Origin of the sequence: Asticcacaulis sp. AC460, from assembly GCF_000495795.1 — a bacterium.
GTDB lineage: Bacteria > Pseudomonadota > Alphaproteobacteria > Caulobacterales > Caulobacteraceae > Asticcacaulis.
Genome location: NZ_AWGD01000024.1, coordinates 65,115 through 87,124, shown reverse-complemented (window position 1 = coordinate 87,124; position 22,010 = coordinate 65,115). Strand labels below are relative to the sequence as shown.

Below are 22,010 nucleotides of genomic sequence, written 5' to 3'. Positions count from 1 at the left end.
ATTGCCCTGCCAGCCGCCGCCGCCGCCGTTGTCGCTGCGGGGCGCCGGCGCACTGCCGCCCCCGTCACTGCGACCACCGCCACCGCCACGATTACCGCCGCCGCGGTTGCCGCCGCCATCCCCACCACGGTTTCCGGGGTGGGTCCGCGGGCTGTCGTCTTTTTCGCGGGCAAAGCCATAGCTTGGCGCCGACGCAAGACTGACAGCCATAACGAGCGCCAACAACGGAGCCGCCTTCTTGGCTATCTTGCTAATCATGTTTTCCTCAATAGTCATACCAGATCACCCCGCTGCCGGGATTTTTGTGCGCGGACCTGGCACGCACGGCGATAAAAATATCGTCTTGACCCTGTTATGCCAGAGCCTAGCTGAACTGAAACTGAATGAAAGTGTCAGCAATTCGCCCGTTGCGCGAGGGCCAGGGCAGGTTAAGCCCAGGTTATTTTTGGGATGGATGCTTGAGTCGTGTTTGAAGCGCTTCGATGTAAAACCAGCATGTTAACAACCGCTTTTCTTAAATAGTGACGTAAACGTCCGTATTTTAGCATTTGATGAACGATATTTACATGAAAATTACCCGATTTTTAGTGAATATGTATGCAAATATAAATGGCGTAATTAAGAATTAAATCAATATTTACATAAAAAATTCAGCGTAAATTCTGCTGTTAACTTTAATTTCATGGCGCGGTGTTGAACTCATCCTTGTCAACCAATTCAGGGGACGCGCAAAAAGCGCGGTATCACCAATGACTGCCACCGCTGTGGAAACCAAGACCATCCCGCTGCCGACCCCGGAAATGGGCGGCGACGAACTGTTCCGTCTGGGCATGATGTATTCGACCGGCCAGGGCGGCGCTCCGATCGACCTGATCTCGGCGCACATGATGTTCAACCTGGCCGCCATGCGCGGTTCGGTCGAAGCGACCGTCTATCGCCGCGAACTGTCGCGCGAGATGGATCGTGAGGATATCGCCGAGGCCCAGAAGGCCGCGCGTCAGTGGATCGACCAGGGCCGCATCGGCTACGCAGCCTGAGTAATCGGCGATTGAGCTTGCTCAAGAGCCGCCTAGCGGGCGCCAAAGAACGTTTCTTGCTCGCCGCGCACGTTTGCGCGAGCCATGGGGGGCGCCTAGTCCGGCGCCTGAGCTAATTAAAAGCCTGGTACATGAAGTAGTTCTGTACGCCGCCGGGGATCAGGTTATTGACCCACTGGTTCATGAACACCCCGGCTTCGGCGATTCCGCTGCGCGGCACATACAGAATGTCGAAGCGCCGCAGCGCCACCATCTCGCTGGCCTTGCCTTTCAGGGGCGTCTTCAGGTCGATGATCCGCTGCATGGCGCCGCCATTGCGTCCCCGCCGGATCAGCATCACCTTTTCGCGCTTCGCGCCGTCGGTGAACCCGCCCGCCGCCAAGGTGGCCTGCAGGGCATCCATATCCGCCATCATATCGACCCAGCCCGGATTGCGGACCTCGCCGCCGACCAGCACGCGCATCGGCGTCGTGTCTCCCGGATAGACGAAAATCGTCGGGTCGCGTAGGATCTGGGCATATTTCGCGGCAACGACCTGCTGCAATTCCGGCACGCTGCGATAGGCGGCCATGACCTGGCCGATGAGGGCGAGGGTGATGCGTCCGTCGGGACCGATCTGGGTCTGCCGGTTCAACTCGGGCGCCGACGGCACCACGATTTCCAGCTTGTCACCCGGATAGAACAGATACAGCGGCTCCTCGTCCGACCACGTCGCGAACGGGATGTCATAGGCCCGCGGCATCCGTTCAGCGGCATGCGCCAGACGGGCCAGGCCCAGGCCTGCAAACGTCACTCCAGCCAAGAAGGTTCTGCGCGAAATCATAGCGGCGAGCTTTACCTGAGTCGTGCCCGCAACGGGCCGAAATTTACCGCCCCAACCGCTACCACGGCAAATCGTAAACCTTCGTTAACGGTCTTTTACGTAAAGTCGTTAACTTACGGTTTTTGTTAAGACTCAGGCTTAAGGCCACAAAGTTCTGGCCAGTAACGAGAGAATCCATGCACCCTCAGGACACGTGGGAAGACGAAGAGGCAACGGTTGTGCCTTTGCGCCGCAAGCCCCGCGAGCAAGGGAAGGGCATGACGGCTGCGGCCGCAAAACCTGTGGCGGCGCGCCTTCAGTTGGGGATGGATGACATCCTGCGACTTCTGGTGCGCGAAATCTGGCTGATGGTCATCGTTTTCGCCATTATTTTCGGCATCGGCGCCGCCGTGGCCCTGTCCATGACGTCGACCTATACCGCTAGCGCCAGCCTGCTGATGCAACTGTCCAAGGACTATGTCTACGACCCGCTGGCCGGCGACGCCGCGCGCGGCGCCATCGCCACGACCGACGAAGTGGTTCAGTCCGAAGTCGAAATCCTCAATTCCACCGAACTGAAGAAGCGCGTCATCGACAAGGTGGGGTTGAAGACGGTCCTGCCCGAGACGCCGGCCATGTGGAACCCGCAGACGCCGGCCCAGAAGGCCCAGGCCGAAGCCGCGGCGCTAAAGGTGCTGCAGGGCGGATTCGCCACCTCGACGGCGCCGCAAAACAAGGTGGTACGTCTGACTTTCAAACACGCCGACGCCATGTCGTCGGCGCTGATCCTCAATACCCTGATCGACGAATACCAGCTCTACCGCCAGCAGGTCCTGACCGATTCGGTCGGCCCGGCCCTGCAGCAGCAGAAGGACGCCTTCGACCGCAAGCTGGCCGAGGCGGATTCGGCCTATCAGGGCTTCCTGGCGCAGAACGGGGTCGGCGACTTCGTCACCGCCAAAACGACCTACACCACCCTGTCGCAGCAGATCACCACCGAGCTGTTCACCCTCGATGCCAAGCTGGCCGAGGACCGCGCCAAGCTGAGCGGTGTCAACCGCAGCCTGGCCGGCCTGAGCCCGGAAATGAGCGTCGAGCGCGACCTGGACCTCAGCGTCCCCAACAAGATTTTCGAACTGAAGCAAAAGCGCCAGGAACTGCTGACGCGCTACCTGCCGACGGCCCAGCCGGTGAAGGATGTCGATACCGAGATCGCCGGCTACGAGGCGATGATGAACGGCGGTCAGGGCGTCGGCGAGCAGGCGCACAAGGTTGGCGTCAATCCGATCTTCCAGGACCTGACGACGCAGAAGCTGAACCTGGAAGCCGAAATCGCCTCGCTGGAAGGCCGCCGCGGCTTGCTGCGCGGCCAGGCCGAGGACGTCAATGGCCGGCTGCTGAATCTGCAGGGCATGGAGGCCGAATACAATACCTTGACCATCGAGCGCGACGCCCTGCAGAAGAATGTCAGCACCTTCACCCAGCGCCTGCAGGAAAACGAAGCTCAGAAGGAAATGACCAAGGGCGGCAGCGATGGCGTTCGCGTTGTCGAAAAGGCTTCGCTGCCGGACAAGCCCAAGAGCTTCAAGAAGATAATCCTGATCATGTCCTTCCTGTTCGCCGGCTTCACCGCCCTGTGCATCGGCGGCCTGCGGGTCGTGACGCGCAAGGGCATCGTCAATGCCGATATGGCGGCGCGAGCCCTGGATCTTCCCGTCCTGGCCACGGCCGGAGTCAAGAACGCCGCCAATTCGGGTACACGCCCGGTGCGTGCCGCATGATCTGCGCCTTGATCCGGTCATGGCCGTCTGCGACAGTAGGCGTATCGATTCGCGTAGGCATCCGGCCATATGGTTGATTTAACGAAGGAAATGGCCGATCTCATGTCGGCGCTGGGCCGTCCGCAGGCGCGGTCCGGCCGGGCGTTGATGTTCGTCTCCGCCTTTACCGGCGAAGGCGTATCGACCGTTGCCCGCGAATATGCCCGCTGTGAAGCCGCCTTTGCCAAACGTCCGGTGTGGCTGATTGATGCCGACCTGGCCCAGCCGTCACAGATGCAGGCTGTCACCGAAGACGCCGCGCGTTTTGGACCGCCTGGGACTCTGGCGACGGCGTCGCCGGATGGGTCTGCCTTTTTTCGCCTGTCGCCGCCGGCGCGCGATGCCGCCGGTCAGGATATCCCCGACCATAAGTACCTGGTGGCGCGGCCATTCCTCGACAACCGCCTGTGGGTGACGCGCTTCCGCATCCGCAATCTGGCGCCGGGCCAAAGGCCCAGGCTGAACGACCAGTCGACCTATTGGAACGCCCTGCGCAAACACGCCCAAACCATCGTTGTCGACGTTCCGTCGCTCGACCGTTCGGCGGCGGCGTTGCAACTGGCGCCCCAGATGGACGGCGTCATCCTGGTGCTCAGCGAGGACGAAGGCGATATCCAGGCGCGCATCGACCTCAAGAACGATATCGAACAGGTCGGCGGCAACCTGATGGGCATTGTCTACAACCGCGCCCGCTCACCGCGATCGACGGCGCGGCGGCCCATGGGCCGGTTCGCAGCCCTGTAGCGCGCCATGCGCGCGCTCGAAGACTTCATCGATGATTGGCGCGGTTCGTGGCTGTCCCTTCTGTGCGGGGTTGGCGTCCTCATGGCCTTCTCTCAGGCCTGGCAGGCGCCTTTGTTCGGCTACTCCACCGACCAGGCCAGCTCGGGCGCCCTGATCCGCTTTTTCTATTATCCCTTCTACCTGGCCGGTCTCATCGTCGCTTTGATGAGCTGGAAACGCATGTTTGACGCCGCGTGGCGTACACCTATCCTATTGGTTTTAATCGTTTTATGTGCAGCGTCATACTTTTGGTCTAACAATCCTGGCGACACCCTGCGCCGGTTTATCGCCCTGGCCATGACGGTCCTGTGCGCCTACGGCTTGGCCACCCGCTTCTCGTGGCGCCGCCTGAGCGAGGTCATGGCCCTGTCCTTTGTGTTGATGGCCGTAGCGTCCATCGTCATGGCCATCCTGCCGCCGCGTCTGGGTATCATGACGGAACTGTTCCCCGGCGCCTGGCGCGGGGTCTGGATCGAAAAGAACAATCTGGGCGCCAACATGGCCCTGGGCTTTACTGCCGCCGCCACGGCGGCGTTGTTAAATCCGACGCGCAAATGGCTGTGGGCGGGCGCCGCCGCGATGATGATCGGCCTGGTTCTGCTGTCGACTTCGAAGACGGCGCTGGTCTCGGTGATCCTGGGGGTAGGGGGGATCGCCTTTGTCTTCCTGTCGCGGCGCGGGCCGATCCTCGGCATTGTCCTGATCTGGCTGGCGGTGACGGTCCTGCTGCTGCTCGGCGCCTTTGTGCTGTTCTTTCCCGACCAGATTTTCCTTTTACTGGGCAAGGATCCGACCCTGACCGGCCGGACCTATATCTGGGAAGGCATCGCCCATGTCATGGAAAAACGGCCCTTGCTGGGGTACGGCTACGCTGCGGTTTGGACCGACGAGGGCGAGTTCGCGCCCTTGGCCAAGATCACCCAGGTGGCGGGGTTCCGCGCTTACCACGCCCATTCCTGCTGGTACGAGGTGTGGCTGGGTCTGGGGCTTGTTGGGCTGGTCATCTGGGCGCTGGTTTTCGTGGAGATATGGGTCAAGGCGCTGTACCGCAGCTATCGCGGCGACGCAGGCATGTTCGCCTTGCCGTTCCTGGGGATCTATACCCTGTCGAGCCTGACCGAAAGCATGGCTTTGAACTGGAACGACCTGCGCTGGTGCCTGTTCGTGATGGTTTTGGTCAAGGTCTCCCTGCCCACCGACGAGGACAGCGAGGCGCGGTTCTGACAGGGCCTTATCGGTTGAGGTTACAAGGGGAACACGGAAAACACTGAAGCGCCACCCGCGGCGCCGGACACGGAAAACACAGAAATCCGCGCTGATCCGCGCGAAGCGCCTTCCTCTAATTGCCTTAGGAAGGCGCTTCGCGCGATGGAATATTCAACCGGAATTCCGTGTCTTCAGTGCGGTTGCGGAGCAATCTTCAGTGTTTTTCGTGTTCCTCTTAAAAGCCGGCAACACCACCATGAGATCAGGCTGCCCGAGACGCCGGCCCCGCCATAAGCGCACGCTCTGCGCCGCTGGCAAAGGTCACGAAGTCGAACCCCAACTCCACACCCTTCGCCACGATCCGGTTCAACACCTCCGGCGTGCAGCCAAACGGTGAGTGGCCCTTGCGGACGTCGTGCGTATACAGCACCAACCAGCTTTGGGGAGTCCGCGCCGCACGATCCAGCCAGGCCATCGCCACGCGCTCACCGTCGTCCCCTTCTATACCCACGGCCGGCGCCTGGTTCAGGTCCGTCCCCGGAATGATCAGACCATGATGCAGCGCCCGGGACGCCAGGTAACGCTTGTCGACCACGGCCTTGGCCTGGGGGGACACGTCGCCATACGGATAGGCGAAAGTCCGTGGCATCGGAATGCCCAGGCTATGCAGAACCGATTGATTGTCCTCGATAGCCTTGTCGATCTCGTCCTTGCTCGCCCGGCCGCAGTCCAGGTGGCCATAGGTATGGCAGGCGATTTCGAACCCCGCCGCATGAAGCGCCCGGATGTCGTCACCCGAGGTCATCGGTCCCATATGGCTGTCCTGGCCCATCATGCCGGCGGAAATGAACCAGGTGCCCTTGACGCCATGACTTTTCAGGATTGCCGCCCCGTTACGCGCTGACGACGCCGGGGCGTCGTCGAACGAGATGGTCAGCATCGGCCGGCGCACACCGGGCATGCCGATCGGCCGGGTATGGCTGAGCCGGGCGAAACGCCGGCGCAGCTTGCCATACAGGGAACGGTCGGCGGAATAGGGCTTAGTCTCGGACATGTTACACGACCTGGGCGTAGAGGGCAGCGCGATACAGACGAAGTGCGAAGGCGCGCAGGCGCAGCGGCGCCGGCGACAGGGCGAAGGCTTTCAGCAATGGCCGCAGCAGGCCCACGCCCGGCACGCGCTTCAGCGCTCTGGCGACGCGATAGCTGGGATAGGTGGCGACCACATCGGGGTGCTTGGCGATGACCCGGGCGAAATTGGCCACCGACTGCTCGTACTTGCGCGCCAAGGTTTCGGCGCGATCCAGCCCCATGTGGGTTGCGGTATTGTCGATATGGCCGACGCCGTAGCGGGCCGCGACACGCATGCCCCACTCGGTATCTTCCCAGCCCCAGCCGGTGAAGGCCGGATCGAAGCCTTCGGTTTCGAAGACATCGCGCCGGATCAGCAGGTTGGAAGTGAAGACGTATTTTTCCGGCTGCAGCGAACGCGTCGCGGCGTCTAGGCAGTCGCTTTTCAGTGCCATTTGGCGGTGGATTTCGGTCTCGGGCGTCCGCGGTGCCTGCAACAACGTAAAGCCGCCGAACACGGCCGACGGGCCATCAACCGTTGCGTCCAGCCAACGGTCAAGAAAACCGGCATCATCGGGCAGCATGTCGGCATCGAGGAACAGGAAATATCGCCCTCGCGCCGCCGTGGTCAGACGGTTGCGGCCGCGCGCCCGGCCTTCGTTCTCATCCAGGGTGATCAGTTCGCAGGCCATGGGTGAGCCATTGATGAACATGGCCACATCGGCGGTGATCTGGGCCATCCCCGAGCCGTCGTCGATCAGGATGATCTCGACCTCGTGCGGGTCGCGTGTCTGTAACGCCTCTAGCAGGGCCAGCGGCGACTCCTTGTAGAAGGGGATCAGCACCGACAGCCTGGGAGTCGCGGCGTCATGGGCGGCATTGCGGAGTGACGCGAAGCGGCTCATGCGGCGGCCCTTTTCATCAATCGTTGATGGACGATATCGCGGATGGAATTGAGGTTCAGCAACCACGCCAAAGCGCCGTAAATCACCACGCCGGTAACCGAGCGGATGGCGAGGTCGACGACATCGATTCCCCAGCGCGGCAGCACGGACAGGACCGCCATCATGGCCCCGGCGCAGGCCGCGGTCTTGATCAGGTCCAGCACGGGAATCGGCAGCGGCAGGGTTTTCAGCCCCAGCAGCCACGACGCGGCGATCCCCAACGCGAACGACAGCAAGGATGCCCACGCCGCGCCGATCAGCCCCATGGTCTGGATCAGGATGACGTTCAGCACGATGTTGCTGACCGCCGGCACCGCCATGGCGATGACCAGCAGCTTCGTTTTTTTGGCAAGCGTAAAGGCCTGCAGAAAGTAATAGGTGTTCAGACCCGACAGAACCGCGCCGATGGCGATCAACGGAGTCACACTTAGCGCCTCGGTGCGCAGGCCCTCGCCGATCAGCAATCCGCCCAGTTCCGGCGCCACCATGATCAGCCCGGCGACGGCGGGAAACAGGACGAAGGACATAATTCTCAACTGTTGACGCGCATTCTCGCGCAGTCCCGAAACGCCTCCGGACTCCAGCGCATGGACCATGGCCGGACCGCCGGCGGCGCCGAACCAGATGAACAACACGTCGAGGATGCGCGAAGCCAGCGAGAAGCCGGCATGGTAGGCTCCGGCCTCGGCGGCATTGAGATAATGGGCGATCAGGAAGCGGTCGACCGTATACAGGCCGAGCGTCAGGATTAGCGATGCCGACACCGGCAGGCCATATTGCAGGTAGGCTTTCGCACGACCGCGGTCGAATGAACCTTTGGCGGCACGACCCCAGTCCTCACGCACGATAAAAGGCAGGGTGGCCAGGGCAATGACACCGCCCCCCAGGATCGGCGCGGCGCCGCCCAGTCCGGCCCAGGCACACAGGGCGCCCAAACCGAAGCCTCCGGCCGTCTGCACCATATCAATCATGGAGGCCGCGCCGACCCGGCCTTCGGACTTGCGCTGTTCCTGGACCATCTTGACCAAGGTGCGGAAGATGACGCAGCCCAGCGATATGCCGACCGCCATCTTGAACGGGCCCGATCCCGGCCACAGCCACAGGCCCAGCGCGCTCAGGGCCGCAAAACCGATAAAGACCGCGATGACCAGGCGATAAAGCGTGCCATAAAGGGCAGGGGCCTGGGCGTCATCGCGGCTTTCGGCGGGGTAGAACCGCGCCATGGCGGCTTCGATCCAGGTGAAGAACATCGTCTGGGCCAGGGTGGTCACGCCCAGGGCCATGGCGTAGTGACCGTAATCTTCGGGCGACAGCAGGCGCGTAAACACCGTCAGGCTGGCAAAACCGACCAGCCCCTGAAGAATGTTGGCCGGAAGATACCCCAGCAAACCTTTGACGTACATGCGCTTTCTGCGCTCCTGTTGATAAATTTGATCAGCGTACTGACTTGGTATCGCCCAATAGACAGGGAATAGTCATGGCCATGATGTAGAGGTCGAGCCACAGCGAATGGCGCTCGATATATTCCACGTCCAGCACGATGCGACGGCGGACGTCCTCGGGGGTGTCCAGGGCGCCGCGCGAACCCTTGATGGCGGCCCAGCCGGTCATGCCGGGCTTCATGCGGTGGCGCCAGGCATATTCGGCGACCAGACGAGCGCTTTCGTCCGGACCGGTCTTCATGCCGATGGCGTGAGGGCGCGGCCCGACCAGCGACATCTCGCCGGCCAGGACGTTGAACAGTTGCGGCAGCTCATCCAGGCTGGTCTTGCGGATGAAGCGGCCGACGCGGGTGACGCGCGGATCGCCGCGGGTGACCTGCTGCGATGCCGTGTGGTCGGTCATCTCGGTGTACATGGAGCGGAACTTCCACACCATGATGGCCTCGTTGTTGAAGCCGTGGCGGCGCTGGCGGAAAAAGATCGGGCCCTTGCTGTCTAGTTTGATGGCGATGGCCACGGCGACCATGACCGGGGCGAATACGACCAGCGCGACAACGCCTATGATCAGGTCCTCGATCCGCTTCAGCAGCTCCTTGCGGTCGTCTTCGGAAATCCCAGAAACGCGCGTCAGCGGCATGTCGGCCAGGCGCGATAGGGCGGCCTTGCGCTCGGTGTCGGTCTCGACATCGACCAGCAGCGACACTTCATTGGGCAGCGAACGCAGCTTCTCGATGACGTCCTTGACCCGCGCCTTGGCCGAGGTGTCGATGGCGACCACAATCTGATCGACATAGGGGGTGATCTTGTGTGCCAGCAGCGACTGGACGTCGCCCAGAACCGGCACGCCGGCCACGGCCATCGGGTTGCGCGCCAAGCGGTCGTCGAATACGCCCAGGACATTGACGTCGCGGCTGTCGATGGCGGCTTCGATCAGCTTCTGGGCGTGGCGGGTGGCGCCGACGATGACGATATTGGGCGTCAGCTTGCCCTGGCGGCGCCAACGATCGACCAGGCTCCACCACAGCATGTGCAGGGTAACGAAGAACGACAGGGCGGCGACGAACCAGAACCGCAGGGCGGAAACGACATTGTCCTGATTTGGCGCAAGCGAGGCCAGCCAGACGCCGCAAACCAGTGCGCCGGCCAGGACGCAGAACATCTTGGCCATGTGCTTGATCAGGTGCTCATTGCGGCCGAAGCGGTACAATCCGCAGGCATGCATGGCATAGAAGGTCAGGCCGGTGACCAGGAGGAAGGGCAGGCTGTCGCCCAGCGGCGCATTCAGCAAGCCCTTGGGCGCGACGGGCAGGGCGGTCAATAAGCCGAAGAAAAACAAGGCCATGGCGTCGACGCTGCGGAACAGGCGCACGAACATGTCGCCGCTCTTGCGTTCACGGCGCGAGACCAGTTTTTCGGGCCGGAACGGTCCCCGCCGCTCGCGCGGATCGAGGAAGTCGGCGTCTGTGGCGGTGGCCTTGGCAAGCAGGCGCGGCGAGAGGGCGTTCATGACCGTAAGCGAACTTTCTGTCCTAGGGTTTCACAATAGGCGATCGGGCTTAGGCTTCGGTTAATTTGGCACAGATTTCTCTGGTCCTGGCCCGCCTGTGCAAAAACGAGGCCTCGCCTTTCTGGCATAGGGTTACCGCGTCGTTAACCGACGTAAACACATCGCAAATTTATGCGCTGAGGGTCTTAGTTGCACTGCATCAAATCGGGGAGATGATGATGAGCCTGGCCGCCGATATCGACAGCGTTCTACGCAAACTGGACCAGAAACTGGTCTGCACGCAGGTGGTGGTGGAGGCGGTCAAACAGCTCATCGAGTTATACCGGCGCGAGCCGGCGGGCATCCGTGACGCGGTCGACGTCCATTCCTATGTGACGTTACAGTTCGCCCGCTATCATGCCCAGCAGATCGGCCGGGCGCAGCTACTGTCGAACTTGGAAGCTGCGCGCGAACTGTCGCGGGTGTTGGCTTAACCAACCAGATCAAAAATCACTGTGTATCCATGATTTACGGGCGTTGCCTTTTAAAAAAGAACACGCTAAGGGGTTGGTCAACGGAGACGTGGCCGAGAGGCTGAAGGCACTCGTTTGCTAAATGAGCGTACCCCTAAAAGGGTACCATGGGTTCGAATCCCATCGTCTCCGCCATAGAAAAGGGCAGGATATCCATTGGATATCCTGCCCTTTTCTATGGCGGAGACGATACGGCTGAGAGCCCATTGGTTCGTAACGAGTGCGTTGCTTTGCAACGCGCGAGTTTGGCGCAGCGTAGCGGAGCCAATTCCATCGTCTCTTACTGCCATCGTGGCGGGCGCTCGAGGATAAGGCAGAGCTACCGGATCGAGGTCCAAGGGTTGCTCAGCAGGGCGGCGCAGGTGATCAACCCGACCAAAGAATAGGTCTGCGGGAAATTGCCCCACAACTCGCCCGTATCGACCTTTACATCCTCCGACAGCAACCCGGATGACGTCCGCCGCGCCAGCATGGCTTCGAACAATGCCCGCGCTTCGTCCGTCCGGCCCATCATATGCAAAGCCTCAATGTACCAGAAGGTGCAAAAGTTGAACGCTGTCTCAGGTTCACCGAAATCGTCCGGTTCGGCATAACGGTACAGATTGTCACCCTTGCGCAGTTGCCGCTCGACCTCGGCGAAGGTCGCCACGCAGCGCGGGTCGTCCGCCGGCAGAAAACCCAGTTCGAACAGTTGTAATAAACTGGCGTCAACCTCTTCGCCGCTGAAGGATCCAGCGAAGTAGCCCAGCCGCTCGTTCCACGCCCGCGTTTCGATCGCCCGGCGGATGGTCCGCGCCCGGTCGTTCCAGAATTCGGCCCGTTCGCCCAACCCCAAAACATTCGCGACATTGCCCAGCCGGTCGCACGCCGCCCAGCACAACAGGGCGGAATAGGTGTGCACCCGCGCCCGCGTGCGGAACTCCCAAAGTCCGGCGTCGGGCTGGTCGTACATGGCGAAGGCCCGGTCACCGGCCTTCTCCATGGCGTGAAAATCGGCGCGGGTACCGGGCCGCAGAAAGCGATGGTCGAAAAAGGACTGCGTCAGCGGCAGGATCATCTGACCGTAAACATCGTGCTGGAAGTGCTCATAGGCTTGATTTCCGATTCGCACAGGACCCATGCCGCGATAGCCGCGCAATCCTTCGGCGAACCGCTCAACCAGTTGCGGCTCCATGGCGACGCTGTACAGCGGCTGGACATGGCCGCCGGCTGAATGGTCGGTAAGGTTACGCAGGAACCCGAGATAGGCCTCCAGCATGTCTGCTGCACCCAGGCGGTTCAGTGCCCGCACAACATAATAGGCATCGCGAATCCAACAATAACGATAGTCCCAGTTGCGCTCCGAACCCGGCGCTTCGGGGATCGAAGTGGTCATCGCCGCGACGATGGCGCCGGTATCCTCATGGACGCACAGCTTCAGCGTGATGGCAGCGCGGATCACCGCATCCTGCCATTCCAGCGGCAAGTACAGATTTCGCACCCAGCTCTGCCAATAGGCGACCGTCATGCTCAGCATCCGTTCGGCGTCGCCTAGCACGCCGCCCGGATAGGTTTCGTCGGGGCCAAGATAAAGAGCGAGCGGTGTTTCAAGCCGGAAGGCCATGCCTCCACGGAGATAGGTCATCGGCGCATTCGTCGTCATCCGCATGCTGACCGGACCGCAGTCATAGCGGACGTGGCTGGAGCCCCAGGTCTCACCCGCGCGGGCAGCCCCCCAATTCGCCGTCGGACTGAGGCGGATTCGCACCCGCGGTGCACCTTGCAGTGGCCGGATCAGGCGAAAAAATGCCCATGGGCGATAGATTCGGTCCAATTGTACAAAGCGCGGCGAGAAGTCGAGCACCTCCACGGAATTGCCGGCGGTGTCGCACAGCACGGTACGCAATACCGCCGTGTTGCGAACATAGGCCTGTTCGATGTCGGCTTGGTTTTCGATCTCGATGGACCATTCGCCGGCGGGAGCATCGGCCGTCCCGCTGACAGGGTCGAGCAGGGCGGAAAACACCGGCTCGCCATCAATGCGCGGGCAGCACGCCCATACAAAGCGCGCTTCCGGATCGATGAGAGCCGTAGCGCAGCCGTTGCCGATCGGGGCGAGGTCGAGCGAAATCTGGGGCATCACAAACTACCTGTGGAAAATGACGCGTCTATCACAAGGTATTTTGACGCGGTCTTCACAATATCTGACGGAATTCATCACAGAGACGAGAGGTCGGTTGAATCTAGCCGTCAAAAGAGAGACATGTTGAGGCGGGAAAAAGGCTTTCAGTGCGGAATACGATCATTCTTACGAGAAGCTTACTTTTCTTGGCGGTTAATAAATACTGCCTTTGTTCGTGTGTGTGGTGATCTATGGGGAAGAAAGACTTTAACGTGTCAGTGCTTATTAATAACCCAAGCGTCGACTTGCCTCTGTCCGGCATGTCGCTCTTCCTTGACCTGGACGGCACCCTGGCCCCCATTGCGGCCACGCCGGACGCCGTCGCCCCGGATGTCGAGCTCAATACCCGTCTGCGCGATCTGACCGAAGCGCTGGATGGCCGTCTGGCTGTGATCAGCGGCCGGCCAATCCGTGACGTCGACCGCATCCTGGAAGGCCGCGTCGTCGCCGTCGCCGGTTCCCATGGCCTGCAGCGCCGTGATGCCGAACTCGACATGCTGGTCGCGCCAACCCATGTCGGGCGCGACCAGGCGATTCGAGAAGTGCAGCGCTTTGTCGCCCGCGTCGCTGGTACGGTTGCCGAGATCAAGCCGCACGGCGTCGCCCTCCATTACCGTAACCGGCCTGACTGCGCTCAGGAGGCGGAAACTTTCGCCATCGAGTTGGCGCGGCGGACCGCGCTGAAACTTCAACCCGGCTCTATGGTGTGTGAATTGCTGACGCCGGGCGCTGACAAGGGGGCTGCGGTCCGCGCCTTTATGGCCGAGCCGCCCTTTGCGGGCACATTAGCAGTCTATGTCGGCGACGATCTTACGGATGAAGATGGTTTTGCGGCGGCCCATGCCCTGGGGGGTATTGGCGTCTTGGTCGGTCCTTTACGGCCGACCGCCGCGCATTTCCGCCTGCCCGATGTGGTGGCGGTTCAGAATTGGCTGGCGGCGTCCCTGCGCCTCGGCCGTGTCAGATTGGAGGTGCCCATTGAGTCGTCTTATCGTCGTTTCTAACCGCGTCAACCCGCCGGCCGATACCGGCGTCGGCACGGCCGGCGGCCTGGCCATGGCCCTGTCGGCGGCTTTGCGTGAAGACAAGGGCCTGTGGTTCGGCTGGAGCGGCAATACGGTCGAACACTATACCGGTCAGATATCGATGCAGAAGGTCGGCGGCGTCACCGTTGCTCTCCTGGACCTGGAACCTCAGGACCAGAATGAGTATTACAACGGTTATGCCAACCGGACCCTGTGGCCGCTGTTCCATTACCGCTCCGACCTGGTCAATTACGAACGAAGCTTCGACGAAGGCTATTCCCGGGTCAATACCCGCTTTGCCGAGACCCTGCTGCCGTTGATCGCGCCTGATGACCTGATTTGGGTCCAGGACTATCACCTGATCCCGCTGGCGCGGGAACTGCAGGCGCGGGGGGTGAAGAACCGCATCGGCTTTTTCCTGCACATACCGTGGCCGGCGCGGCGCCTGCTCAAAACCCTGCCCAAACATGGGGAACTGGTCGAATCTCTGTTCGACTACGACCTGGTCGGCTTTCAGACCGAGGACGATTGCGAAGCCTTCGTCGACTTCGTCACCCATGACGCGCCCGGCGCCGAAGCGTTGCCGGACGGCATATTGCGTGCCTGGGGCAAGCAGATATTCGCCAAGCCTTTCCCGATTGGCATTGATGCCCAGGATTTTGCCGACACCTTGACCAGCGAGCGCGCCGAGACCTTCCACCGCGCCATGATCAGGTCCCAGGCCGGTCGCAAGATGCTTCTGGGCGTCGATAGGCTCGACTATTCCAAAGGGCTGGAGGAGCGCTTTTCTGCCTATGAAACCTTGCTGGCCAACAATCCCGGCATGCACGGCAATTTGTTTCTGCTGCAGATCGCCACCCTGTCACGCGACGAGGTTGACGCCTATCAGGATCTGCGCAACCGCCTAGACACCCAGTCTGGTCAGATCAATGGGGCCTACGCCACCGTCGACTGGGTGCCATTGCGCTATGTCAACCGGCCTTACCGGCGCGATGAACTGGCCGGCATCTATCGCTCTGCCGATATCGGCCTGGTGACACCGTTGCGCGATGGCATGAACCTGGTCGCCAAGGAATATGTCGCCGCCCAGGATCCGGCCAATCCCGGCGTGCTGGTTCTGTCGCAATTTGCCGGCGCTGCCGAGCAAATGAAGGAGGCGCTGATCGTCAACCCGTTCAGCCGCGAAGACGTGTCCGAAGCCATACATCGCGGCCTGGCTATGCCACTGCGCGAACGCCGCCGGCGGTGGGAGGCTTTATACGATAAGGTGCTCACCAATGACGTGTCGAAATGGCGCGACGATTTTGTCTCCTGCCTGTCGGATTGCCTCCCCGCGACCGTGGCCGAAAAAGAAGCGGTTTAGAACCTCAGGAACAGGTTCTTAAGCCATACCGGACCCGTCCCGGTGTTTTCCTGCCAGTCGGCCTCGTCCTCGTTCTCGGGGGTATAGCCCCACGGATTGAAGACCTTGACCCTGCCGCTGCGGAAATTGCTGATGTGCCGCGTCACCACGGTTAATCCGTGAACCAGGGCTGTCGCCGCGATCAGCGCATCGCGGTCTCCCTTGTTGTCGACATAGGGCAGGGCGGCGCGCTTTTTCACGACGGCCGCGTCGATGGCCAGTATCCGGCCCTCAAAGGCCTTCATCACCTGATCGTCGAGCCAGGATCGCAACGCCTGGCCATAGCTGGCGTCCTTGCGCTCGACCTGGGCGACGCCGCCCTCCAGCTCCAGCAGGGTCAGGGTCGAGACATACATGTTCTGGCGCGCGACCCCGCCGGCCCAGTTGACTACGCCGGGATCGGCCTTGCCGCTGCGGGCCTTGCGAAGTTCGGTAATCACAGGTGTATCGAGCAGGTACATCCTAGAATCTCTCCCCGCGCGTTTCCCAGCTGCGCCCCAGTTCCAGGTCGCCAGGCGCGTCCTCCGGCATGGCCAGCAGGTCGACCAGGCTTTCGGTCTGGCCGGTCAGTTGGCGGAACGCCTCGAAACTGAGCAGCACGTGAGTCGGTTTTCCCCGATCGGTGATATAAACGGGTTCGAGTCGCGCGGCCTTTTTGGCGCGGCCCACGTCCTGGTTGAATTCTCGGCTCGTCAGGGTTGTCATCGTGTTCCTCAAAGAATGTAGATACATTACTACATGATTTGATGCAGGCCAATCGTATTTACCCTTAAAATTAAACGATCTGAAAAAATCACGCCTGTTGAATTTTTTCATTGACGCCGACTATGGATATGTCATGCCAGAAGGGAAGGGCGACCGGACCCGAGCCTCCTTGGTCGCCACTCATCCCTAATTTTCGACCTACCTCCTTGCCTCAAAAGGCCCCGGCGCACATACGCCGGGGTTTTTCTTTACAACGGGTTACATGTAGGCACATTGCTACAATGTAAAATTTCAAAACGTAGGTACGTTGCTACGATGTGGCGAATTTGTCACGTTAAGTTTTCCCTGTAAAATAAACCATTTGCGAGGTCCACTTTCCGTTTGACGTGGCTCATAAAACGGCGATTTTTAATGCCAGGCGGTCAAAAGCCGTTCAAAGCAACAACAAAATCGAACAGAGTATCATCTCCGGGGAGACATCTAATGATTTTCGAGGCAGCGCCTCTGGACCTGTGGCAAAGCACGGTCCACGAAATAACCAACATCCTGTCGCCCCATGGCGCGGTCGGCGCCGACGGTGTCACCAGGGCCTATGCGCTTGGCGACTTTTCCATCCACTTCTTCCTGCAACTGGCCGTTATCATTGTGGCCTGCCGCGTCGTCGGCTGGCTGGGTCAGAAGTTCCTGGGCCAGCCCCAGGTGGTCGGTGAAATGATCGCGGGCGTTATCCTCGGGCCATCGCTGTTCGGTATGTTCCTTCCCGAAGTCCAGGGCGCCGTCTTCCCCAAGGAAATGAAGAACGTCCTCTACACCGGCGCCCAGTTCGGCGTGGGGCTGTACATGTTCATGGTCGGCACGACCTTCCGCCTCGATCACTTTAAGAGCAAGGGTGCCAGCGCCATGGCCGTGTCCTTCGCCGGCATCAGCGCGCCCTTCCTGCTGGCCGTGCTGATCACGCCTTGGCTGATGACGGTTCCGGGCCTGTTCACGGCCGGCATTTCGCAGTTCAACGCTACCCTGTTCATGGGCGCCTGTATCGCCCTCACGGCCTTCCCGATGCTGGCACGCATCATCAATGAGCGCGGCCTGGCCAATTCGTCTTTGGGCACCCTGTCCCTGACCGCCGGCGCCTTCGACGACGCCGTGTCGTGGTGCGTCCTGGCCGTCGTGCTGGCGACCTTCGGCGGCGGTCCGGGCATCGCTGTCGTAGCTATTGTTGGCGGCATCTCATTCGCCATCTTCGTGGTCACCATCGGCCGCAAGCTGCTGGCGCCATTGGGCCGCATGGTCGAGGAAAAGGGCGAAATGTCCTATACCGTCCTGGCCATCGTGATGATCTGCTTCTTCCTGTCGGCCTTCGTCATGGACGCCGTCGGCATCCACGCCATCTTTGGCGGTTTCATCCTGGGCACGGCCATGCCGCGCGGTAAGTTCGTCGAGGAGCTGAAGAAGAAGGTCGAACCCTTCGCGGTCATCGTCCTGCTGCCGATGTTCTTCACCTTCTCGGGCCTGAACACCCGCATGGACATGGTCAACTCGGTCGAAATGCTGCTGGTCGCCCTGGCTATCCTGGCGGTGTCGGTCGTGGCCAAGTTCGGTGCCTGCTATATCGCAGCCCGCCTGACCGGCGAAGACAACCGCACGGCCCTGGGCATCGGCGCCCTGATGAACTCGCGCGGCCTGATGGAGCTGATCATCATCAATATCGGTCTGCAGAAGGGAATTATCGGCCTGCCGCTGTTCGCCATGCTGGTGCTGATGGCCATCGTGACCACGGTCATGGCGTCGCCGGTGTTCGAAATCGTCTACGGCAAGAAGGCCCGCGAAAGCGGTGAACTGGATGCCGTGCCCGACAACACACGGGCTTAAGCAACCTACTTTTGCGGCGTCATCCTCGCGGATGGCGCCGCTCTTCTGTAATTCCGGGGCACATTCCATGAAAACCTCCCTCCTGACGGGCACCGCCGTGCTCGCCCTCGGCTGCGCCGCAGCCGTTTCCGCCCAGGCCGACGACGCCTTCAAGCCGATCTGGGAATCCAATCTCCGCGTCGAAACTGTCGAGCAGAAAGGCTTTGCCGAAGACGCCAACGCCGTCACCTGGCGCAACCGCGTCGGGTTCCAGACCGGTCCGGTCAAGAAACTGACCTTCATCGTCGAGCTGGAAAACACCACGGCCATCGTCGACGATTACAATTCGACCCTCAATGGCCATACGACATACCCGACCGTCTCGGATCCGGAAGTGACCGAGCTGAACCGTGCCCAGGTCGCCTGGGCCCCGACGGCCTCGACCACCGTCACCCTGGGTCGCCAGCGCATCGTGCTGGACGACGGCCGCTTCGTCGGCAACAGCGGCTGGCGCCAGGACGAGCAGACGTTCGACGCCCTGCGCCTGGACACCGGCAAGGGCAAGTTCAAGGTCACCGCCGCCTATGTCAGCCGGGTCAACCGCGTCATCGGCGACGAGAAAAACTGGAACTCCAGCAGCTATCTGCTCAATGCCAGCTATGAGTTCGGTCCGTCGCTGAAGGTTGTCGGCTTCGCCCACAGCCTCAGCTTTACGACCGATGCCGACACGCCGACCGTGGCCGACCGCAACAATGCCCGCGCCTCATCGGTGTCGATCGCCGGCGTCCGCGCTACCGGCAGCCGCAAGGTCAACAACATCACCCTGGGCTATGCCGCCCAGTATGCCAGCGAAAGCGACGGGCACGACAATCCGCAGAACTTCCGCCTGGAAGAAAAGATGGTCGAGGTCAGCGCCGGCTACAAGTGGGTCACCGGCAAGGTCAATTTCGAATCCCTGGGCGGCAGCGGCACGGTGGGCTTCGTCAGCCCCATCGGCACGGCGCATATCTTCCAGGGGTGGGCCGACGCCTTTTCGTCGACGGGCGGCCACAAGACCTTCGTCAACGGCATCAATGACCTGAGCTACACGGCGACGGTCAACTTCCCGCACAAGCTGAAGCCTTCGCTCAGCCTGGTCTGGCATGACTACTCGACTACGCGCCTGGACCAGAAGATCGGTACGGAGTGGGGGGCGGTGGCCACCGTCGCCTTGACGCCGAAATTCAGCCTGATGCTGAAACACGCCGACTTCGAGCGCAAAAATCCGGCGGCGCCGGCGTCCCGAGCGAAGACCTGGATCGCCATCAGTTACAAGTACTAGGGGCGTGACGGAGACATCTTCCGAGCCTTTACGGCCGGCGATCGCCAGTTTCTGGCGGCCGCTGGCCGTCATGGCGTTTGCCGGTACCGGCGGCGCCATCTGCGTCGGCGCGCTCGAACTGGCGGCATTTTTCACCCAACGCCCATTCTGGCAATTGCCCTTCATCACCTCGATCGCCCTGATCATGGGGGCACCGTTGTCCGAGCCGGCCAGTCCGCAGGCCCTGATCGGCGGGCACCTGATCTCCGCGGTGGCGGGATATGTCGTGCTATGGCTGTTCGGCTCTTCGGAATGGGCCGCCGCCGTCGGCGTTGGCCTGGCCATCATCCTGATGCTGCGGTTTCGTGTCTTCCACCCGCCGGCGGCCGTGGACGCCTTCCTGGTCGTGAAGCAGGCCCTGGCATTGGAATATCTGTTTACCGTCGTGCTGGCGGGTTCCGTCCTGCTGGTCGCTTTCGCCTTCGTCTGGCAACGCCTGAGCGACGCGATCGTGGCGCGCCTGTCTCCAGCCCATGGCGCCAAGGCTTGAAGCCGTACCGGCGCCGTGACATAACCGGTTTTCGCATATTTCGAGGCCGGGCATGACCGTTCGTTTCGCACTTGTATTGGGCTTGTGGCTGGCGGCCGGTTCGGCCCCTGGTCTTGGCATGGCGGCCAATCAGGCGCCGGTGCCGGACGGCGCCAAGCCCGCCATCCTGCTGCCCAACACTACCTCCACAAAAGAATACGACCCGTCGCGGGGCTTCCCGGAACAGAACGGCCCGCTGTCGGGGATGCTGATCGTCATCCCTCAGGCCGAGGCCGAACAGTTCAATCAGCCCTCCGGCGCCGAACGCCACCTCAACCGCGTCGCCCGCGCCGAGCCGGGCGCGGTCCTGGCCATCAAGCTGGTCTTTGTCGGCATCGAAACTGACTGGGACAACAATGTCGACGTCGTCTACGACCTGTCGATCGTCGCGCCCGACGGCCGCCTTTATGGCGAGGAATACAAATCGGTTACGGGTGTGAAGGGTAAGCTGGGCCGCAGCCAAGGCGTCTACGACAACCGCAGCAAGGTCGTCCTGATGCAGTTCGAACCCCAGGATGTCCCGGGCGTCTATGTCATCAAGGCTACCCTGCGCGACAAGATCGCCGGCCGGGAACTGCCGTTGCAAGCCCAGATCGAACTGATCGCGAAGACGGCCGATGCCCCGGCGACGGCGCCGGTGGACATTCCCGGCATAACCGTGCCGGACACCGCGGCCCCGGGCGCTATGGCGCCCATCGCCGATCCCGCCCCGAAGGCCAAGCCGGCCCGCAAGAAAAAATACCGCAAGAAGCGGCGCTAATGACAAAGGTGAGCTTCAGTTCATTGTTTGGCCGAGGCTCGGACGAAGCTCCCTCTCCCCACTTGAGGGGAGAGGGTTGGGGTGAGGGGTCTCCCGTCGGTAGGATCACACACCATATGATCAATTTTCCGACCTAGGCTTATGCTATGACCGATACCGACATCGACCTGCCCGAGACCGTCAGCATGATCATCCCGGCGCGGGAAAAGGACCTCGGCGGCTTCATGGTCCGCCGCGTCCTGCCCTATGCCAAACGGCGCATGGTCGGGCCTTGGATCTTCTTCGACCATATGGGACCGGCGGATTTTGCTCCCGGCCTGGGCGTCAATGTCCGGCCGCATCCGCACATCAACCTGGCGACCGTCACCTATCTGTTCAAGGGCAATATCCTGCACCGCGACAGCCTGGGTACGCGCGGCGTCATTGCCCCAGGCGACATCAACCTGATGGTGGCCGGGAAGGGGATCGTCCACTCCGAGCGCGAGGAGGAGGAGGCCAAGACCCGGACCCGCCATCTCGATGGCCTGCAACTGTGGCTGGCCCTTCCGGAAGCCGACGAGGAGATCGATCCGGCCTTCTTCCACTACGACGCCGCCGAAATCCCGTCCTTCGACGATGGCCAGGCCCATGTCCGGGTGATGATGGGGGAAGCTTTTGGCCTGCGGTCACCCGTAAAAACCTATGCGCAGACCCTGTATGTCGAAGCGAAGCTGAAAACCGGCGCCGAGCTTCAGGCGCCCTTGGGTGTCGAGGAACGGGCCGTCTATGTCTGCGCAGGCGAACTGGGCGTCGACGGGTTAATCCTGAAACAATACGATATGGCGGTCCTGACGCCGGGCGCCCTGGTGCGCCTGACGGCGCTCGGCGGCCCGGTACATTTCGTCATTATCGGCGGCGAAAAGCTGAGCGAACGCCATATCTACTGGAACTTCGTGTCGTCGCGGCCGGCACGCATCGAACAGGCCAAGGCCGAGTGGAAGGCGCAGACCTTCCCGAAAGTACCGGGCGACGACCAGGAATTTATTCCCTTGCCGGAGTAGTCTTCGGCGACGGATTAAACATTACCGAACGTTAATCCGCACGATCTTTACAAGCG

General features: G+C 61.5%; 21 protein-coding genes and 1 tRNA gene. 13 read left to right on the top strand and 9 right to left on the bottom strand.

Features of this window, described 5'->3' with window-relative positions:
* Positions 1 to 258: hypothetical protein (locus tag ABAC460_RS38530; protein WP_023454070.1), on the bottom strand; the 258-nt coding region annotated here is incomplete at its 3' end.
* 491 nt (positions 259 to 749) lie between these two features.
* Between ABAC460_RS38530 and ABAC460_RS38525 the strand changes: the two genes are divergently transcribed.
* On the top strand, positions 750 to 1,037 hold the full coding sequence (locus tag ABAC460_RS38525) for a hypothetical protein (protein WP_023454069.1): 288 nt from the start codon (positions 750 to 752) through the stop codon (positions 1,035 to 1,037).
* 112 nt (positions 1,038 to 1,149) lie between these two features.
* On the opposite strand, the gene ABAC460_RS38520 is transcribed toward ABAC460_RS38525, so the two are convergent.
* Positions 1,150 to 1,830 (bottom strand): polysaccharide biosynthesis/export family protein, encoded by a 681-nt coding sequence (locus ABAC460_RS38520; RefSeq protein ID WP_235075821.1) that lies wholly within the window; start codon positions 1,828 to 1,830, stop codon positions 1,150 to 1,152.
* 206 nt (positions 1,831 to 2,036) lie between these two features.
* Between ABAC460_RS38520 and ABAC460_RS38515 the strand changes: the two genes are divergently transcribed.
* From ABAC460_RS38515 to ABAC460_RS38505, 3 genes are all read left to right on the top strand, one after another.
* Positions 2,037 to 3,620, top strand: a complete 1,584-nt coding sequence (locus tag ABAC460_RS38515) for a GumC family protein (protein WP_235075818.1) — start codon at positions 2,037 to 2,039, stop codon at positions 3,618 to 3,620.
* A gap of 69 nt (positions 3,621 to 3,689) precedes the next feature.
* Positions 3,690 to 4,403 carry a hypothetical protein gene (locus tag ABAC460_RS38510; protein WP_031236965.1) on the top strand — a complete coding sequence of 238 codons (714 nt, stop codon included), beginning with the start codon at positions 3,690 to 3,692 and terminating at the stop codon, positions 4,401 to 4,403.
* 6 nt (positions 4,404 to 4,409) lie between these two features.
* The gene (locus tag ABAC460_RS38505) at positions 4,410 to 5,666 is read left to right on the top strand and encodes an O-antigen ligase family protein (protein ID WP_023454065.1); all 1,257 of its coding nucleotides are present in this window, start codon (positions 4,410 to 4,412) and stop codon (positions 5,664 to 5,666) included.
* 244 nt (positions 5,667 to 5,910) lie between these two features.
* Here the strand turns inward: ABAC460_RS38505 and ABAC460_RS38500 are convergent, their stop codons facing one another.
* The 4 genes from ABAC460_RS38500 to ABAC460_RS38485 are packed head-to-tail and all read right to left on the bottom strand — an operon-like array spanning position 5,911 to position 10,612.
* Positions 5,911 to 6,702 (bottom strand): polysaccharide deacetylase family protein, encoded by a 792-nt coding sequence (locus ABAC460_RS38500; RefSeq protein WP_023454064.1) that lies wholly within the window; start codon positions 6,700 to 6,702, stop codon positions 5,911 to 5,913.
* A 1-nt stretch (position 6,703) separates the two neighbouring features.
* Entirely contained in the window at positions 6,704 to 7,624 is a 921-nt protein-coding gene (locus ABAC460_RS38495; RefSeq protein WP_023454063.1) for a glycosyltransferase family 2 protein, read from the bottom strand.
* The gene (locus ABAC460_RS38490) at positions 7,621 to 9,066 is read right to left on the bottom strand and encodes a lipopolysaccharide biosynthesis protein (RefSeq protein WP_023454062.1); all 1,446 of its coding nucleotides are present in this window, start codon (positions 9,064 to 9,066) and stop codon (positions 7,621 to 7,623) included. The genes ABAC460_RS38495 and ABAC460_RS38490 overlap by 4 nt, the downstream gene beginning before the upstream one ends.
* A 31-nt stretch (positions 9,067 to 9,097) precedes the next feature.
* Positions 9,098 to 10,612 (bottom strand): undecaprenyl-phosphate glucose phosphotransferase, encoded by a 1,515-nt coding sequence (locus ABAC460_RS38485; protein WP_023454061.1) that lies wholly within the window; start codon positions 10,610 to 10,612, stop codon positions 9,098 to 9,100.
* 218 nt (positions 10,613 to 10,830) lie between these two features.
* Between ABAC460_RS38485 and ABAC460_RS38480 the strand changes: the two genes are divergently transcribed.
* Positions 10,831 to 11,085, top strand: a complete 255-nt coding sequence (locus ABAC460_RS38480) for a hypothetical protein (protein WP_155914661.1) — start codon at positions 10,831 to 10,833, stop codon at positions 11,083 to 11,085.
* 82 nt (positions 11,086 to 11,167) lie between these two features.
* Positions 11,168 to 11,259, top strand: a tRNA-Ser gene (locus tag ABAC460_RS38475).
* A gap of 184 nt (positions 11,260 to 11,443) precedes the next feature.
* Here ABAC460_RS38475 and ABAC460_RS38470 read toward each other — a convergent pair.
* On the bottom strand, positions 11,444 to 13,243 hold the full coding sequence (locus ABAC460_RS38470) for a glycoside hydrolase family 15 protein (protein WP_023454059.1): 1,800 nt from the start codon (positions 13,241 to 13,243) through the stop codon (positions 11,444 to 11,446).
* Positions 13,244 to 13,497: 254 nt separating this feature from the next.
* Here ABAC460_RS38470 and otsB point away from each other — a divergent pair, with 254 nt between their 5' ends.
* Together otsB and ABAC460_RS38455 are read left to right on the top strand one after the other, a co-directional pair.
* A complete protein-coding gene (gene otsB, locus ABAC460_RS38460; RefSeq protein WP_235075817.1) occupies positions 13,498 to 14,289 on the top strand; it encodes a trehalose-phosphatase in 792 nt (263 codons plus the stop codon).
* Positions 14,264 to 15,673, top strand: a complete 1,410-nt coding sequence (locus ABAC460_RS38455) for an alpha,alpha-trehalose-phosphate synthase (UDP-forming) (protein WP_023454056.1) — start codon at positions 14,264 to 14,266, stop codon at positions 15,671 to 15,673. Before otsB ends, ABAC460_RS38455 begins: the two co-directional genes overlap by 26 nt.
* Here the strand turns inward: ABAC460_RS38455 and ABAC460_RS38450 are convergent.
* On the bottom strand, positions 15,670 to 16,173 hold the full coding sequence (locus ABAC460_RS38450; RefSeq protein WP_023454055.1) for a type II toxin-antitoxin system VapC family toxin: 504 nt from the start codon (positions 16,171 to 16,173) through the stop codon (positions 15,670 to 15,672). The two genes, ABAC460_RS38455 and ABAC460_RS38450, sit on opposite strands and share 4 nt — an antisense overlap.
* 1 nt (position 16,174) lies before the next feature.
* The gene (locus tag ABAC460_RS38445; RefSeq protein ID WP_023454054.1) at positions 16,175 to 16,417 is read right to left on the bottom strand and encodes a type II toxin-antitoxin system Phd/YefM family antitoxin; all 243 of its coding nucleotides are present in this window, start codon (positions 16,415 to 16,417) and stop codon (positions 16,175 to 16,177) included.
* Positions 16,418 to 16,900: 483 nt separating this feature from the next.
* Between ABAC460_RS38445 and ABAC460_RS38440 the strand changes: the two genes are divergently transcribed.
* From ABAC460_RS38440 to ABAC460_RS38420, 5 genes are all read left to right on the top strand, one after another.
* A complete protein-coding gene (locus ABAC460_RS38440) occupies positions 16,901 to 18,286 on the top strand; it encodes a cation:proton antiporter (RefSeq protein ID WP_023454053.1) in 1,386 nt (461 codons plus the stop codon).
* A gap of 67 nt (positions 18,287 to 18,353) precedes the next feature.
* The gene (locus ABAC460_RS38435; protein WP_023454052.1) at positions 18,354 to 19,586 is read left to right on the top strand and encodes an alginate export family protein; all 1,233 of its coding nucleotides are present in this window, start codon (positions 18,354 to 18,356) and stop codon (positions 19,584 to 19,586) included.
* 4 nt (positions 19,587 to 19,590) lie between these two features.
* On the top strand, positions 19,591 to 20,115 hold the full coding sequence (locus tag ABAC460_RS38430) for an HPP family protein (protein ID WP_235075816.1): 525 nt from the start codon (positions 19,591 to 19,593) through the stop codon (positions 20,113 to 20,115).
* Between the two features lie 52 nt (positions 20,116 to 20,167).
* Complete coding sequence (locus tag ABAC460_RS38425; RefSeq protein ID WP_031236962.1) at positions 20,168 to 20,914, top strand: hypothetical protein; 747 nt, start codon at positions 20,168 to 20,170, stop codon at positions 20,912 to 20,914.
* A gap of 146 nt (positions 20,915 to 21,060) precedes the next feature.
* Positions 21,061 to 21,954, top strand: a complete 894-nt coding sequence (locus tag ABAC460_RS38420) for a pirin family protein (protein ID WP_023454049.1) — start codon at positions 21,061 to 21,063, stop codon at positions 21,952 to 21,954.
* Positions 21,955 to 22,010: the final 56 nt, after the last annotated feature.

Coding starts and splice junctions, on each gene's coding strand:
- ABAC460_RS38450 (WP_023454055.1), bottom strand. CDS start 16,173: ATGTACCTGCTCGATACACCTGTGATTACCGAACTTCGCAAGGCCCGC.
- ABAC460_RS38445 (WP_023454054.1), bottom strand. CDS start 16,417: ATGACAACCCTGACGAGCCGAGAATTCAACCAGGACGTGGGCCGCGCC.
- ABAC460_RS38420 (WP_023454049.1), top strand. CDS start 21,061: ATGACCGATACCGACATCGACCTGCCCGAGACCGTCAGCATGATCATC.
- ABAC460_RS38525 (WP_023454069.1), top strand. CDS start 750: ATGACTGCCACCGCTGTGGAAACCAAGACCATCCCGCTGCCGACCCCG.
- ABAC460_RS38500 (WP_023454064.1), bottom strand. CDS start 6,702: ATGTCCGAGACTAAGCCCTATTCCGCCGACCGTTCCCTGTATGGCAAG.
- ABAC460_RS38440 (WP_023454053.1), top strand. CDS start 16,901: ATGATTTTCGAGGCAGCGCCTCTGGACCTGTGGCAAAGCACGGTCCAC.
- ABAC460_RS38495 (WP_023454063.1), bottom strand. CDS start 7,624: ATGAGCCGCTTCGCGTCACTCCGCAATGCCGCCCATGACGCCGCGACT.
- ABAC460_RS38510 (WP_031236965.1), top strand. CDS start 3,690: ATGGTTGATTTAACGAAGGAAATGGCCGATCTCATGTCGGCGCTGGGC.
- ABAC460_RS38505 (WP_023454065.1), top strand. CDS start 4,410: ATGCGCGCGCTCGAAGACTTCATCGATGATTGGCGCGGTTCGTGGCTG.
- ABAC460_RS38515 (WP_235075818.1), top strand. CDS start 2,037: ATGCACCCTCAGGACACGTGGGAAGACGAAGAGGCAACGGTTGTGCCT.
- ABAC460_RS38425 (WP_031236962.1), top strand. CDS start 20,168: ATGACCGTTCGTTTCGCACTTGTATTGGGCTTGTGGCTGGCGGCCGGT.
- ABAC460_RS38470 (WP_023454059.1), bottom strand. CDS start 13,243: ATGCCCCAGATTTCGCTCGACCTCGCCCCGATCGGCAACGGCTGCGCT.
- ABAC460_RS38485 (WP_023454061.1), bottom strand. CDS start 10,612: ATGAACGCCCTCTCGCCGCGCCTGCTTGCCAAGGCCACCGCCACAGAC.
- ABAC460_RS38435 (WP_023454052.1), top strand. CDS start 18,354: ATGAAAACCTCCCTCCTGACGGGCACCGCCGTGCTCGCCCTCGGCTGC.
- ABAC460_RS38490 (WP_023454062.1), bottom strand. CDS start 9,066: ATGTACGTCAAAGGTTTGCTGGGGTATCTTCCGGCCAACATTCTTCAG.
- ABAC460_RS38480 (WP_155914661.1), top strand. CDS start 10,831: ATGAGCCTGGCCGCCGATATCGACAGCGTTCTACGCAAACTGGACCAG.